Source organism: Streptomyces sp. NPDC004667 (assembly GCF_040609475.1).
Lineage (GTDB): Bacteria > Actinomycetota > Actinomycetes > Streptomycetales > Streptomycetaceae > Streptomyces.
The window spans coordinates 61,904-74,519 of sequence record NZ_JBEXKC010000011.1 but is presented as its reverse complement, the minus strand read 5'-3'; the positions used below and the strand labels follow the sequence as shown (position 1 = coordinate 74,519).

At 71.0% G+C, this 12,616-nt stretch carries 12 protein-coding genes and 1 tRNA gene; 6 read left to right on the top strand and 7 right to left on the bottom strand.

From position 1 onward, the window contains the following. Nucleotides 1–326: 326 nt before the first annotated feature. A complete protein-coding gene (locus ABZW32_RS08865; RefSeq protein WP_356213336.1) occupies nucleotides 327–1,130 on the top strand; it encodes a hypothetical protein in 804 nt (267 codons plus the stop codon). Here the strand turns inward: ABZW32_RS08865 and ABZW32_RS08860 are convergent. Further along, nucleotides 1,114–1,461 carry a hypothetical protein gene (locus ABZW32_RS08860; protein ID WP_356213191.1) on the bottom strand — a complete coding sequence of 116 codons (348 nt, stop codon included), beginning with the start codon at nucleotides 1,459–1,461 and terminating at the stop codon, nucleotides 1,114–1,116. The two genes, ABZW32_RS08865 and ABZW32_RS08860, sit on opposite strands and share 17 nt — an antisense overlap. 101 nt (nucleotides 1,462–1,562) lie before the next feature. Here ABZW32_RS08860 and ABZW32_RS08855 point away from each other — a divergent pair, with 101 nt between their 5' ends. Continuing rightward, a complete protein-coding gene (locus tag ABZW32_RS08855; protein ID WP_356213188.1) occupies nucleotides 1,563–1,793 on the top strand; it encodes a DUF4287 domain-containing protein in 231 nt (76 codons plus the stop codon). Nucleotides 1,794–1,938: 145 nt separating this feature from the next. Here the strand turns inward: ABZW32_RS08855 and ABZW32_RS08850 are convergent, their stop codons facing one another. Continuing rightward, a complete protein-coding gene (locus ABZW32_RS08850) occupies nucleotides 1,939–2,793 on the bottom strand; it encodes a Bax inhibitor-1/YccA family protein (RefSeq protein ID WP_356213185.1) in 855 nt (284 codons plus the stop codon). A 137-nt stretch (nucleotides 2,794–2,930) separates the two neighbouring features. Further along, nucleotides 2,931–3,012 (bottom strand) — tRNA-Leu (locus ABZW32_RS08845). 532 nt (nucleotides 3,013–3,544) lie between these two features. Here ABZW32_RS08845 and ABZW32_RS08840 point away from each other — a divergent pair. Further along, nucleotides 3,545–4,312: an ABC transporter ATP-binding protein gene (locus tag ABZW32_RS08840; protein ID WP_356213333.1), complete on the top strand. Its 768-nt coding sequence runs from the start codon at nucleotides 3,545–3,547 to the stop codon at nucleotides 4,310–4,312. A 65-nt stretch (nucleotides 4,313–4,377) separates the two neighbouring features. Next, entirely contained in the window at nucleotides 4,378–6,921 is a 2,544-nt protein-coding gene (locus tag ABZW32_RS08835; protein ID WP_356213183.1) for an ABC transporter permease, read from the top strand. A gap of 88 nt (nucleotides 6,922–7,009) precedes the next feature. On the opposite strand, the gene ABZW32_RS08830 is transcribed toward ABZW32_RS08835, so the two are convergent. Both ABZW32_RS08830 and ABZW32_RS08825 read right to left on the bottom strand, forming a co-directional pair. Then, nucleotides 7,010–8,386, bottom strand: a complete 1,377-nt coding sequence (locus ABZW32_RS08830; RefSeq protein ID WP_356213180.1) for a cyclopropane-fatty-acyl-phospholipid synthase family protein — start codon at nucleotides 8,384–8,386, stop codon at nucleotides 7,010–7,012. Between the two features lie 167 nt (nucleotides 8,387–8,553). Beyond that, nucleotides 8,554–9,936 (bottom strand): NAD(P)/FAD-dependent oxidoreductase, encoded by a 1,383-nt coding sequence (locus tag ABZW32_RS08825; protein WP_356213177.1) that lies wholly within the window; start codon nucleotides 9,934–9,936, stop codon nucleotides 8,554–8,556. Nucleotides 9,937–10,496: 560 nt separating this feature from the next. On the opposite strand from ABZW32_RS08825, the gene ABZW32_RS08820 reads away from it, so the two are divergent. Continuing rightward, entirely contained in the window at nucleotides 10,497–10,769 is a 273-nt protein-coding gene (locus tag ABZW32_RS08820; protein ID WP_356213174.1) for a type II toxin-antitoxin system Phd/YefM family antitoxin, read from the top strand. Then, complete coding sequence (locus ABZW32_RS08815; protein WP_356213171.1) at nucleotides 10,766–11,035, top strand: type II toxin-antitoxin system RelE/ParE family toxin; 270 nt, start codon at nucleotides 10,766–10,768, stop codon at nucleotides 11,033–11,035. Before ABZW32_RS08820 ends, ABZW32_RS08815 begins: the two co-directional genes overlap by 4 nt. A 71-nt stretch (nucleotides 11,036–11,106) precedes the next feature. Here the strand turns inward: ABZW32_RS08815 and ABZW32_RS08810 are convergent, their stop codons facing one another. Both ABZW32_RS08810 and ABZW32_RS08805 read right to left on the bottom strand, forming a co-directional pair. Continuing rightward, nucleotides 11,107–12,048 carry a Ppx/GppA phosphatase family protein gene (locus tag ABZW32_RS08810; protein ID WP_356213168.1) on the bottom strand — a complete coding sequence of 314 codons (942 nt, stop codon included), beginning with the start codon at nucleotides 12,046–12,048 and terminating at the stop codon, nucleotides 11,107–11,109. Then, complete coding sequence (locus ABZW32_RS08805) at nucleotides 12,045–12,587, bottom strand: DUF501 domain-containing protein (protein ID WP_356213166.1); 543 nt, start codon at nucleotides 12,585–12,587, stop codon at nucleotides 12,045–12,047. Before ABZW32_RS08805 ends, ABZW32_RS08810 begins: the two co-directional genes overlap by 4 nt. Nucleotides 12,588–12,616: the final 29 nt, after the last annotated feature.

The window sequence follows — 12,616 nt, the reverse complement described above, 5'->3', positions numbered from 1 at the left end:
ACCCCGGACCGTAGCGGAGCGTAGGGGCTTCGTACGGCCCCAGCGCGGGCCCCCAGGCCCCGCAAGGGATCCTCTAGATCCATGCGCTGTACTGACGTCGAATCTAATCCGGTCGCGGCCGACCTGTGACCGAATCTCCCCCAGGATGTGACCTTTGTCCTGGGGGATCGGCATTTGCCCAGGTCAGACGCCATCCCCCCAAGGCCGTGAGGCCGAAAGACCTGTCCAATTCATGACGTAATGCACTGCACGCCATTCCCAGCACAGGACAAGCTGATGTAGGAAGTCGGGGGATCGAATCAATCAGGAGTTAGTCAGTGAGCGCCATGTCTCTTGCCCTGCTGCTGACCACGGCCGCTGCCACGGCCGTGGGCGCTGCTGCGCTGCACGCCGTCCACGGACTGCGCAAGCAGGTCACGGCCCTGCGCGGTGAGCTGACGGTGTCGGCACACCCGCGTGCCGCGACCGTCCCCCACGCCCGCACGGCCGGGACCTCCCCCGCCGCGGAGATACGAGCCGCCGTGGCCGAGGCCCTCGCCGAGGAGCGCGAGCGCGAGCTGGCCGAGGCGCGTGCCTTCTGGGCCGCTCAGGAGGCCCGCGACGCCGCCGACGCCCCCTCGCTGCTGGGCGGCCTGCCCGGCCTCGGTGAGGACGGCCCGGTCTTCCTGCCCCGGCAGGCGGACATGGTCGGCCTGGAGCCGGTCCTGGGCGACGACCTCGCCGACGAGTACCCGGAGGATTCGGCCGAACTGGCCGCGGCCCGCCGGCGCCACCCCTCGCACCCCGACTTCGTCCCGGTCCAGTCGCACCCGGGCGCCGACCACGAGCGCACGGTCAACCGCCTGGAGGAGCTCGCGGAGGCCCGTACGGCCCTCGCGGACGTCCGTCCGGGCCCCCTGGGCACCCTGGACGTGTACGTCTTCACGGACGGCACCACGCTGTGCATGACCCCGGGCCACCGGGAGACGGCGGAGCGCCTCGCGGAGGCCCTGCGTTCGGGCACGGCGCCCGTCCTGCTGGGCGGCTCGGGCATCTCCGGCGCCTACGCGCTGACCTTCTCCTGCGGCGACTCCGAGGACCCCGACAACAACGTCTACATCCTCGCGGACCGCGTCATCGCATCGCTCTGACTTCCGCCCGCTCCACCAGCGCCACGGCCTCGTCCAGCAGCTCGGACGGGGCCTTCGCGTCATCCCCCTCCCGCAGCGCGCCCAGCGCCTCGGCGAGGTCCAGCCCGGTCACCGACACCTGGTCCCCCACGACGAAGATCCCCGCGTCCGGCACGACCCGTTCCGGAGCCCGCCCCGAGGGGTCCTCGAGCCGCTGTGTCCGCAGGGCGAGCTCCCGGGCCAGGTCGAGCGCCTCGGCGGCGGCCCCGCGCTGGAGGCGGCTCTGCGGGGCGGCCCGCAGGCGGTCGGCGAAACGTTCCACGGCGTCCGTCAAGGGCGAAGTATCGAGCACGCGGCCGACCCTACGCGCCGCCACCGCACCATTGCCAACGGGCGAACTCTCCGGCACGGTGACGTGAAGGGAACAGCACGGCGATACCCCCGGAGGCGCCCATGTCCGTAGAGTTCTCCGAGCAGACCCACCGCAACATGATCGACAGAATCCCCCTGACCACCGGTCGTGAGATCTCCGACTGGCTCCGCACCGTCGACGAGGGCCCCTCCCTCCACCGGTTCGAGGAGAAGGTCAGCTGGCTGCGCGGCGCGCACGAGCTCTCGTACGGTCAGGCCAAGGCGATCATCCACGAGTACGACCTGCGCAGAGCCGCACGCCGGTTCGGCTGAGGCCGCCCCCCTCCACCCGCTCCACGACGCGGGAAGGCCCCGCGAGCGGACCGCTCGCGGGGCCTTCCCCGTGCTGTGTTGTGCTGTGCTGTGCCGTACCGTGCCCGGGGCGCGGTGCCCGCGGGCGGTCCGGCCGGGACAGGTCCTAGTCGTCGCCGGAGAGGATCTGGAAGAGGCGCAGCAGCTCCAGGTAGATCCAGACCAGGGTCAGGGTGAGGCCGAAGGCCGCCAGCCAGGACTCCTCGCGCGGGGCGCCGTAGGTCACGCCGTCCTCGACCTGCTTGAAGTCCATGGCGAGGAAGCAGGCGCCGAGGACGACGCCGAGGAGACCGAAGACGATGCCCAGGCCGCCGCTGCGGAAGCCGAGGCCGTCGCCGCCGCCGAACACGGCGAACAGGGTGTTCGCCAGCATCAGCAGGACGAAGCCGAGGGCCGCGGCCATCACGAAGCCGGTGAAGCGGCGGGTGACGCGGATCCAGCGCATCTTGTACGCGAAGAGCACGGCGGCGAAGACGCACATCGTGCCGAGCACGGCCTGGACGACCACGCCGGGGCTGATGTAGGTGCTGGTCACCATGCTGATGACGCCGAGGAAGACGCCCTCGAAGGCCGCGTAGCCCAGGATCAGCGCGGGGGACGGCTTGCGCTTGAAGCTCTGGATCATCGCGAGGACGAACGCGACGAGCGCCGCGCCGATGGCGAAGCCGTACGACTTGTTGACGTTCGCCGGGTCGACGGGAAGCGTGATCCAGGCCAGCGTCGCCGTCACGATCAGGGTGCCGAGCGTCATGGCCGTACGGCTCACGACGTCGTCGATCGTCATGGCGTTGCCGCGGACCGGGGCCGCCGGCATGCCGGTGGTGGGGTCGGTGGCGTAAGGATTCGTCGCGTATGGGTTGGTCGCGGTCCCGGCCTGGGCGTGCTGCGCCTCGAAGCCCGCGTAGCCGCCGTTGTCGCGGCTGAACCCCCGTCGCGAGAAGACCGGGTTACTGCTCCTCATCTCACTCCTCCATGGCCACCGTGCGCAGCCTTGTCAACAAGAGTAATGCGCTTGCAAAGAAAGCACCCTACTGCTGGAGGAGGATCTTAGGAGAGGACGCGTCGAAGCGCCGTGAATAACGGGAACGGCTGCGGAAGTGCCCGGAGCCGGACTTGAACCGGCACGGCCCGAGGGCCAGCGAGGTTTAAGCTCGCCGTGTCTGCATTCCACCATCCGGGCAAGGCGCAGCGGGCCCCCGTGAAAAAGCCTTGAACGCTGTGGCGAGCCTATCCGGATCCCCCTGCCGCTCAGACGGCCTTCTATCCGATGTTGTCTGATTTTATTGGTGATTGAGGGAGCGTCAGGGTCGATAAGTCACGGTCGGCACCGTTCCGGGCAACGCTCTCCCCCGCCACGGGAATGACGTAATTTCGCTGCCCCGCGCCACCCCGTCCGCCACCCCTGGCCACCCCCTGAGCACGCCCCCGACCACGCCCTGACCACGCCCCGGTCGCGCCCCCGGCCACGCACCCCGCCCTGCCCCGGCCCCGGCCCGGCCCCGTCGGTGCGGACCCCCTCCGGGACGGGCCGCGACGGCCGGCCCTCCGGGCCCCTGTCATACCAAAGGAGGAGGCGGACGCGCTCGCGATCAGACTCCAGTGGGCCGGAGAACGGGCACCTCGGCTGATCCCCGGCCCTGTTGGCGCGGTGAGGATGGAAGGGTCCCAGTCCCACCGCAGCAGCCGCTCGACAGGAGTCCTCCGTGACCGCCATGAACTACGCCCCGCACCACACCTCCCAGGCCGTGGCCGCCCGCGCCACGCAGCTCTCGAAGGTGTACGGCCAGGGCGAGACCCAGGTGGTCGCGCTGAACAACGTCTCCGTCGACTTCGCGCAGGGCCAGTTCACGGCGATCATGGGCCCGTCCGGCTCCGGCAAGTCCACCCTGATGCACTGCGTCGCCGGCCTGGACACCTTCTCCGGCGGCTCGGTCCGCATCGGCGACACCGAGCTCGGCTCCCTCAAGGACAAGCAGCTGACCCAGCTGCGCCGGGACAAGATCGGCTTCATCTTCCAGGCGTTCAACCTGCTGCCGACCCTGACCGCGCTGGAGAACATCACGCTCCCGATGGACATCGCCGGCCGCAAGCCCGACCGCCAGTGGCTGGACAACGTGATCGCCATGGTCGGTCTCTCCGACCGCCTCTCCCACCGCCCCACGCAGCTCTCCGGCGGCCAGCAGCAGCGCGTGGCAGTCGCCCGCGCCCTGGCCTCCCGCCCCGAGATCATCTTCGGCGACGAGCCCACCGGAAACCTCGACTCCCGCTCCGGCGCCGAGGTCCTCGGCTTCCTGCGCAACTCGGTCCGCGAGCTCGGCCAGACCGTCGTGATGGTCACCCACGACCCGGTCGCCGCCTCCTACGCGGACCGCGTCATCTTCCTCGCCGACGGCACCATCGTCGACGAGATGCGCGAGCCCACCGCCGACGGCGTGCTCGACCGGATGAAGGCCTTCGACGCCAAGGGCCGTACCAGCTGAAGCCGCGCCGCCCGGCGGCCCCCGCAGCCCTCCGCACAGACTTCCAGCCCCAGGACCGATATCCCATGTTCCGTACCGCCCTGCGCAACGTCCTCGCGCACAAGGCCCGGCTGCTGATGACGGTGCTCGCCGTCACCCTCGGCGTCGCGTTCGTCTCCGGCACCCTCGTGTTCACCGACACGCTCAGCAAGGCCATGTCCAACCAGTCCGCGAAGTCCTACGAGGGCGTCGCGGTCTCCGTCACCGACTACGGCCGCGGCCGCGGAGAGGACGGCCAGAAGCAGGGCGACCCCGGCATCGGCCAGCAGACCCTCGACAAGATCAAGACCGTCAAGGGCGTCGACTCGGTCTCCGGCCGCGTCCAGGGCTTCGCCGGCGTCGGCGACCGCGACGGCAAGCTGATCGGCAGCGGCTGGGCCAACGCCGGCGCCAACTTCGCCCCCGTCAAGGACGGCAAGGACCCGCGCTACACCTTCACCGACGGCACCGGGCCCGTGAAGGACGACCAGATCGCCCTCGACAAGGACAGCGCCGCCAAGGGCGAGTACCAGGTCGGCGACAAGGTCCGGGTCGCCACCAACGGCCCGGTCCGCGAGTTCACCCTCACCGGCGTCTTCACCACCGAGGACGGCGCCGTCAACGCGGGCGGCAGCCTCGTCCTCTTCGACACCAAGGTCGCCCAGGAGCTCTACCTCCAGCCCGGCTTCTACCGCGAGCTCTCCATCGCCGCCAAGGCCGGCACCGGCGCCGACCAGCTGCTCGCCGACATCAAGCCGCTGCTGTCCAAGAGCGCCGAAGCCAAGACCGGCGCCGCGCTGGCCGCCGAGCAGGCCAAGGCCATCGAGCAGGCCATGTCCGGCATGAGCACCGGCCTGCTGATCTTCGCCGGGGTCTCCCTCTTCGTCGGCATCTTCCTGATCTACAACACCTTCACCATGCTGGTCGCCCAGCGCACCAAGGAGCTGGCGCTGCTGCGCGCCGTCGGCGCCAACCGCGGCCAGGTCAAGCGCTCGGTCCTCGCCGAGGCCGGAGTCGTCGGCCTCGTCTCCTCCGTCATCGGCCTGGCCTGCGGCATCGGCCTCGCGGTGGCCATGCGCTCCGCGATGGGCCTCTTCGACGCCAAGATCCCGGCCGGTTCGCTGATCATCGCCCCGGCGACCGTCCTCGTCGCCCTGGTCATCGGCGTCCTCGTGACCATGCTGGCCGCCTGGCTGCCCGCCCGCCGGACCGCCAAGATCGCCCCGGTCGCCGCCATGGGCAGCGTCCACCTGCCGGCCACCATGAAGTCCCTGGTGCTGCGCAACATCATCGGCAGCGTCCTGGCCGTCATCGGCGTCGGCGTGGTCCTGCTCGGCGCCGGTCAGAAGAGCGAGGGCCGCACCACCATCGCCGCCGGCGCGTTCTTCCTGGTCATCGGACTGTTCGTGCTGCTGCCGATGCTGTCGCGCCCGGTCATCGCCGCGGTCCGCCCGCTGCTGGAGAAGGTGTTCGGCGTCTCCGGCAAGCTGGCCGCGCAGAACGCGGTCCGCAACCCGCGCCGTACCGCCGTCACCGCCGCGTCGCTGACCATCGGCCTCACCCTGGTCACCGCGATGTCGGTCATCGGCATCACCGTCGGCCAGGCCGTGGACCGGCTCAGCACCCAGAACATCAAGGCCGACTACCGGGTCACCATGGCCGGCGAGGGCATGAACCTCGACAAGTCCGTGCTCCCCGCCCTGGAGAAGGGCAAGGGCGTCACCGCCGTCTCCCCGAAGACCATGGAGATGGTCAAGATCGGCGACGGCCACCGCACCGTGAGCGGCGTCAACCCGGCCGCCCTCGACGCCGTGCTGAACGTCAAGACCACCGCCGGTGACCTCGCCTCCCTGGGCCAGGGCAAGCTGATGGTCTCCGCCAAGGAGGCCCAGAAGCGGGGCCTGTCGGTCGGCTCCACCGTCGACGCCCAGTACGACGACGGGCAGAAGGCCACGCTCCAGGTCGGCGCCCTGTACGACGGCAAGGACCAGCTGGAGGACTACGTCCTCGACAACAGGATCCTCGCCGCGCACAACGAGTCCCAGTACCTGCCCGAGGTGCTCGTCAAGGTCTCCGGCGGCACCTCCGCCGCGGGCCAGCAGGCCGTCGTCGACGCCCTCGGCAAGAACCCGGCCATCAAGGTCTCCGACAAGGCCGACATGCGCAACGAGATGGCCGGCATGATCAACACGGCCCTGAACATCATGTACGGGCTGCTCGGCATGGCGCTGATCATCGCGGTGCTCGGCGTGATCAACACCCTGGCGATGTCGGTCTACGAGCGCCAGCAGGAGATCGGCATGCTGCGGGCGGTCGGCCTCGACCGCGGCAAGGTCAAGAACATGATCCGCCTGGAGGCCGTGGTCATCTCGCTCTTCGGCGCGGTCCTCGGCATCGGCGTCGGCGTCTTCCTCGCCTGGGCCGGCGGCCGGACCATCGCGGGCTCCGTCCCGGGCTACGAGCTGGTGATCCCCTTCGACCGGATCGGGATCTTCTTCCTCCTCGCCGGGCTGGTCGGCGTCCTGGCCGCCATGTGGCCGGCCCGCAGCGCCGCCCGGCTGAACATGCTGACCGCCATCAAGACCGAGTAGCGGACGCGGCTCACGCGCGCGAAGGGCCCCGGGGCACGCCCCCGGGGCCCTTCGGCGTCCGGTCTCCCGGTCGCACCGCCCTACGTCGTCACGCGCCCCACGTACGCGTCCTCAGCGGCAGCCCCGAGGCCCCCGCGCCCCCGGGCCGCACCGCCAGGATCTGGTTGACCCCGAGCCGGGCGTGCTCGAAGCCGAGCGCGGAGGCCGCCATGTAGAGCAGCCAGACGCGGGCGCGGCCGGGCGAGGTGAGGCGTACGGCCTCCTCCCAGTGCTCCTCCAGCCGGGCCACCCAGGCCCGCAGGGTGAGCGCGTAGTGCTCGCGCAGCGCCTCCACGTCGCGGACCTCGAAGCCGGCCCGCTCCAGTTCGCCGACGGTCGTGCCGACCGGGGACAGCTCCCCGTCGGGGAAGACGTAGGCGTCGATGAACTCGTCGACCCGGTAGGCCTCTTCGTCGGCCTCCGGCGGACGCGCGATCTGGTGGTTGAGCAGCCGGCCGCCGGGGGCGAGCAGCGCGTGCAGGGTGCGGGCGTACTCGCGGTAGCGCTCGGCGCCGACGTGTTCGGCCATCCCGATGGAGGAAATGGCGTCGTACGGGCCGTCCTTGACGTCCCGGTAGTCCTGAACCCGGATCTCGATCCGGTCGGTCAGGCCCTCCTCGGCGATCCGCTTGCGGGCGTAGGCGGCCTGTTCGCGGGAGAGGGTGACCCCGGTGACCCGCACCCCGTACGCGCGGGCCGCGTGCAGGGCCATGGAGCCCCAGCCGCAGCCGACGTCGAGGAGCCGGTCGCCCTCCTTGAGGCCCAGCTTGCGGCAGACCAGGTCCAGCTTGTCGCGCTGGGCCTCCTCCAGGGTCCCGCCGGGGCTCCAGTAGGCGCACGAGTAGACCATCGAGGGCCCGAGCACGTGCTCGTAGAAGGCGTTGCCCACGTCGTAGTGGTGGCTGATGGCCTGGCGGTCGCGGCCCTTGGAGTGGACCGGCCCGCCCCTGCGGACCGCCTCCTCGGCGGGCGGCGCGGGCGCCGCCCAGGGCCGGGCCAGGGCCACGAGGTCCCGTACGGCGGCCCGGCTCGCCGGATCGCGGAGTAACGCGGCCGTCCCGGCGGCGCCGGAGGGCAGCGCGGGCAGGTGGGGGCGCAGGGCGGTGAGCTTGCCCAGGCCCGTGCGGGGCGCGGGCGTGGCGGGGGCCTCGGCGGGCTCCCGCTCCCAGAGCAGTCCGGCCACCCGGTCCAGGACCTCGAACAGGTCCCCGTCGACGGTCAGGTCCCCGGCGACCCAGGCGCGGGCCAGCCCGAGTTCCCCGGGCATCCACAGGACGCGGCGCAGGGCGCGCCGGTTTTCGATCACCAGGGTGGGGCCGGTGGCGGGACCGGCTTCGCTGCCGTCCCAGGCCCGTATGCGGATGGGCAGGGGGGCGCCCAGCAGTGTTTCGGCAAGAGCGGCCAGCCGCGGCGCGGCGTCGGTCATCGTAGGCACCTCCATAAGTTCCGACCGAACGGCCTACCCGTTTCGGGGGCGCGTCAATCAGAACCGGCACCGGGTACGCCGAAGGGGCCGCCCGCACCACGGATGGCGGGCGGCCCCTTCGGGGACGTACGGGTACTGCTCGGGTTCCTGCCGGCGGGTGCCGGGAGTCAGGAAGCCTTGGCCTTCTGGGCCGGAGCCGAGGCGGCGGCGGCCGGAGCCGGCTTGGCGGCCTCGTAGAACTCCTCGCGCGGGGTCTCCAGCGCTCCGAGGGAGACGACCTCGCGCTTGAGGAACATGGCGAGGGTCCAGTCGGCGAAGACGCGGATCTTGCGGTTCCAGGTCGGCATGGCCATGCCGTGGTAGCCACGGTGCATGTACCAGGCGAGCCGGCCCTTGAGCTTGATCTTCGTCTTGCCCATGACGATCATCGCGACGCCCTTGTGGAGGCCGAGGCCCGCCACCGCACCCTTGTTGGAGTGCGAGTACTCGGCCTGCGGGAAGCCCCGCATGCCCGAGATGACGTTGTCGCCGAGGACCTTGGCCTGGCGCAGCGCGTGCTGGGCGTTCGGCGGGCACCAGGCGTTCTCGACGCCGGCCTTGCGGGCGGCGACGTCCGGGACCTGGGCGTTGTCGCCCGCGGCCCAGATGTAGTCCGTGCCCTGGACCTGGAGGGTCGGGGCGGTGTCGACGTGGCCGCGCGGGCCCAGCGGCAGGCCGTAGCGGGCCAGCACCGGGTTGGGCTTGACGCCCGCGGTCCACACCAGGGTGTCGGAGTCGACCTCGAGGCCGTTCTTCAGCACCACGTGGCCGTCCACGCAGGAGTCCATGGAGGTGTTGAGGTAGATCTCGATGCCGCGCGACTCGAGGTGCTCCTTGCCCCAGGTGCCGAGCTTGGGCCCGACCTCGGGAAGGATCTTGTCGGCCGCGTCGACCAGGATGAAGCGCATGTCCTCGCGCTTGATCGTGGAGTAGTACTTCGCGGCGTCGCGGGCCATGTCCTCGACCTCGCCGATCGTCTCGGCGCCGGCGAAGCCGCCGCCGACGAAGACGAAGGTGAGTGCCTTGCGGCGGACGTTCTCGTCCGTCGTGGACTCGGCCTTGTCGAGCTGCTCGAGGACGTGGTTGCGCAGGCCGATGCCCTCTTCGACGCCCTTCATGCCGATGCCCTGTTCGGCGAGGCCGGGGATCGGGAAGGTGCGGGAGACGGCGCCGAGCGCGATCACCAGGTAGTCGAAGGGCAGCTCGTACGCCTCGCCGACCAGCGGCGTGACGACGGCGACCTTGCGGTCCTGGTCGATGGTGGTGACCCGGCCGGTGAGGACCTCCGCCTTGGGCAGCACGCGTCGCAGCGGGACGACGACGTGCCGAGGCGAGATGCTGCCTGCGGCCACTTCGGGGAGGAAGGGCTGGTAGGTCATGTACGACCGCGGGTCGACGACCGTGACGGTCGCCTCGCCGTAGCGCATCTTCTTCATGATGCGCTTGGCCGCGTACAGGCCTACGTACCCACCTCCTACAACGAGGATCCTGGGACGCTCCGTGGTGCTCATGGAATGAGTATCCAGCACCCCAAGGGGTGACGCTCGTGAGCCCCTTCACAAGGTGACACACACCCTCTGCTACACTGCGCGGCCCACGTGACCCAGATCATGAGGCGCAACGGGAACCGGAGTGGATCAAAAATCGTTGTTCACCCGTCCTGAACTGGCCTCCAAGGCCTGAACCGGACTGGACCACTGGTCTTCGTCCATACCTCTGATACGAAACCCGCAGCCCTACTTCTTCGCACAAACACACGGAGAAACGGCCTCGCGACCCCCGAGAACCCCTCGAAGGGCCCTTCCCGTGGCCCAACAGGCCTCTTTTCCTTGTGAAGAACTTCACGAAGTTCGTGCGGAGGAGGGGACTTTCGGCCTCCGCGAGCCCTCCGCCGGGCCTCCGCCCGGTCTCCGCTCGTTCCTCACTCGCCCCGACCACGACCGCCCCATCGGGCGGAACACGATGTTCAGCCACCGGCAGGACCAGGCGATGCCGTGCAGCATCCCCGGCGAACCCGCGCCGATGCAACGCCGGGCAGGTGCGTGTACACACTTACGCGTACACTGCCGTCATGAGTGAGAACGCTGTGACCGTGCGCGAAGCCCGTGCCCATCTCGCGGACCACATCAATCGGGCGGAGCAGGGCGATCCGACCATAATCACCCGTAACGGCGCCCCGGTGGCCGCCCTGGTCCCCATCGCGGACTTCAACGCGCTCGAAGAGGCGGCCGACGAACTGCTCGCCCGGGAGGCGGAGGCCGTGCTGGCCGAAGGCGGTCCGACCGTGACCATGGCCGAGCTGCTGGCCGACCTGTTCAGCGAACGGGGTGACGGCGCGGCGTGAAGTACGCGTTCCGGTTCACCACCGCGGCACAGCCGCAACTCCGGGCCATCGACAAGCCGGCCGCGATGCGCGTCCTCGCCGCGCTCACCGCGTTGGGGGACGACCCCTTCCGCGAGGACGCCGACATCAAGAAGCTCAACGGCCCCTCCGGCCTCTACCGACTTCGGGTCGGCAGCTACCGGATCGCCTACCAGGTCCTGGACGGCGAGCTCGTCATCCTCGTCGTCAAGGTCGGCGACCGCCGCGACGTCTACCGCGGTATCTGAGCACGCCGGCGGCTCCCCGGTCGGTCGACCGGGGAGCCGCCGGGCGGCGGTGCGGCGGGGCGGGGCCTCGGTCAGGCCGCGGACCAGGCGATGCCGTCGAGGATGTCGTGCTCCGAGACGACGACCTCGGTCGCTCCCGTCCGCTCCATGATCGCGAGCAGGACCAGGGCGCCGGCGCCGATCACGTCGACCCGGCCCGGGTGCATGACCGGGATCGCGGCGCGTTCGGCGTGGGTCGAGGCGAGCATGCGCTCGCTGATCTCGCGGACCCGCTCGTAGGGGATCCGGGAGTGGTGGATCGCCGACGAGTCGTACTCCGCCAGGTCCAGGGCGATCGCGGCGACCGTGGTCACCGAGCCCGCCAGGCCCACCAGGGTGCGCGCCTCGCCCAGCGGGACCGTCTCGGCGGCCAGGTCCAGGGCCGCCTCGATGTCGGCGCGCATGGCGGCGACCTGCGCGGCGGTCGGCGGGTCGGTGACCTGCCCGTCCACGACCAGGTGGCGCTCGGTCATCCGGACGCAGCCCACGTCCACCGAGCGGGCCGCCCGCACGTGCTCCTCGCCGACCACGAACTCCGTCGAGCCGCCGCCGATGTCCACGACCAGGAAGGGCCGCTCCAGGTGGGTGTGGCCGGTGAGCTCCCGGGTGGCGCCGGTGAAGGAGAACTCGGCCTCCTGGTCCCCGGAGATCACCTCGGGCTCCACGCCCAGGATGTCCAGGACGCCCCGGACGAAGTCGTCCCGGTTCTCGGCGTCCCGCGAGGCCGAGGTGGCCACGAAACGGACCCGCTCGGCGCCCAGCTCCTTGATCACCGCGGCGTACTCGCGGCAGGCCGCGAAGGTGCGCTCCAGTGCCTCAGGGGCCAGCCGGCCGGTCCGGTCCACGCCCTGGCCGAGCCGGACGACCGTCATCCGGCGGTCCAGCTCGACCAGCTCGCCGGTGGCCGGGTCGCAGTCCGCGACGAGGAGGCGGATGGAGTTCGTACCGCAGTCGACGGCCGCGACCCGGGTCACGCGTCGGCCTCCGCCTTCTTCTCCCCGCACGGGGTGACGCAGGCGCCCTTGGCCCACCACTCGGGCAGCATCGCCAGGGCCTCGTCGCCGAAGGGGTTCACGCCGGGGCCGGCGGCCAGCGAGTGGCCGACGAGCACGTGCAGGCACTTCACCCGGTCCGGCATGCCGCCGGCGCTGGGGAAGCCCTGGAGCACCTCGATGGCGTCGCGGCGCTCGATGTAGTCCTCGTGCGCCTTCTGGTAGGCCGCGGCGAGCTCCGGGTCCTCGGCGAGCCGGGCCTGCATCTCCTTCATCACGCCGTTGGCCTCCAGCGTGCCGATCGCGGAGGCCGCGCGCGGGCAGGTGAGGTAGTAGAGCGTGGGGAAGGGGGTGCCGTCGGGGAGGCGCGGGGCGGTCTCCACGACGTCCGGCTGGCCGCAGGGGCAGCGGTGCGCGATCGCGCGCAGCCCGCGCGGGGGGCGGCCGAGCTGCTGCTGGAACGCGTCGATGTCCGCGTCGGTCGGCTCGGTCCGGTCGGTCTGGGGCGGGGGCGTCTGCATGCCTGGAGGAAGTCTCTTCGTTCTCGTGG

What these genes read in the sequence shown, in the direction of transcription:
- ABZW32_RS08865 (WP_356213336.1), top strand. Translation starts at nt 327, where the DNA reads ATGTCTCTTGCCCTGCTGCTGACCACGGCCGCTGCCACGGCCGTGGGC.
- ABZW32_RS08855 (WP_356213188.1), top strand. Translation starts at nt 1,563, where the DNA reads ATGTCCGTAGAGTTCTCCGAGCAGACCCACCGCAACATGATCGACAGA.
- ABZW32_RS08850 (WP_356213185.1), bottom strand. Translation starts at nt 2,793, where the DNA reads ATGAGGAGCAGTAACCCGGTCTTCTCGCGACGGGGGTTCAGCCGCGAC.
- ABZW32_RS08840 (WP_356213333.1), top strand. Translation starts at nt 3,545, where the DNA reads ATGAACTACGCCCCGCACCACACCTCCCAGGCCGTGGCCGCCCGCGCC.
- ABZW32_RS08835 (WP_356213183.1), top strand. Translation starts at nt 4,378, where the DNA reads ATGTTCCGTACCGCCCTGCGCAACGTCCTCGCGCACAAGGCCCGGCTG.
- ABZW32_RS08830 (WP_356213180.1), bottom strand. Translation starts at nt 8,386, where the DNA reads ATGACCGACGCCGCGCCGCGGCTGGCCGCTCTTGCCGAAACACTGCTG.
- ABZW32_RS08825 (WP_356213177.1), bottom strand. Translation starts at nt 9,936, where the DNA reads ATGAGCACCACGGAGCGTCCCAGGATCCTCGTTGTAGGAGGTGGGTAC.
- ABZW32_RS08820 (WP_356213174.1), top strand. Translation starts at nt 10,497, where the DNA reads ATGAGTGAGAACGCTGTGACCGTGCGCGAAGCCCGTGCCCATCTCGCG.
- ABZW32_RS08805 (WP_356213166.1), bottom strand. Translation starts at nt 12,587, where the DNA reads ATGCAGACGCCCCCGCCCCAGACCGACCGGACCGAGCCGACCGACGCG.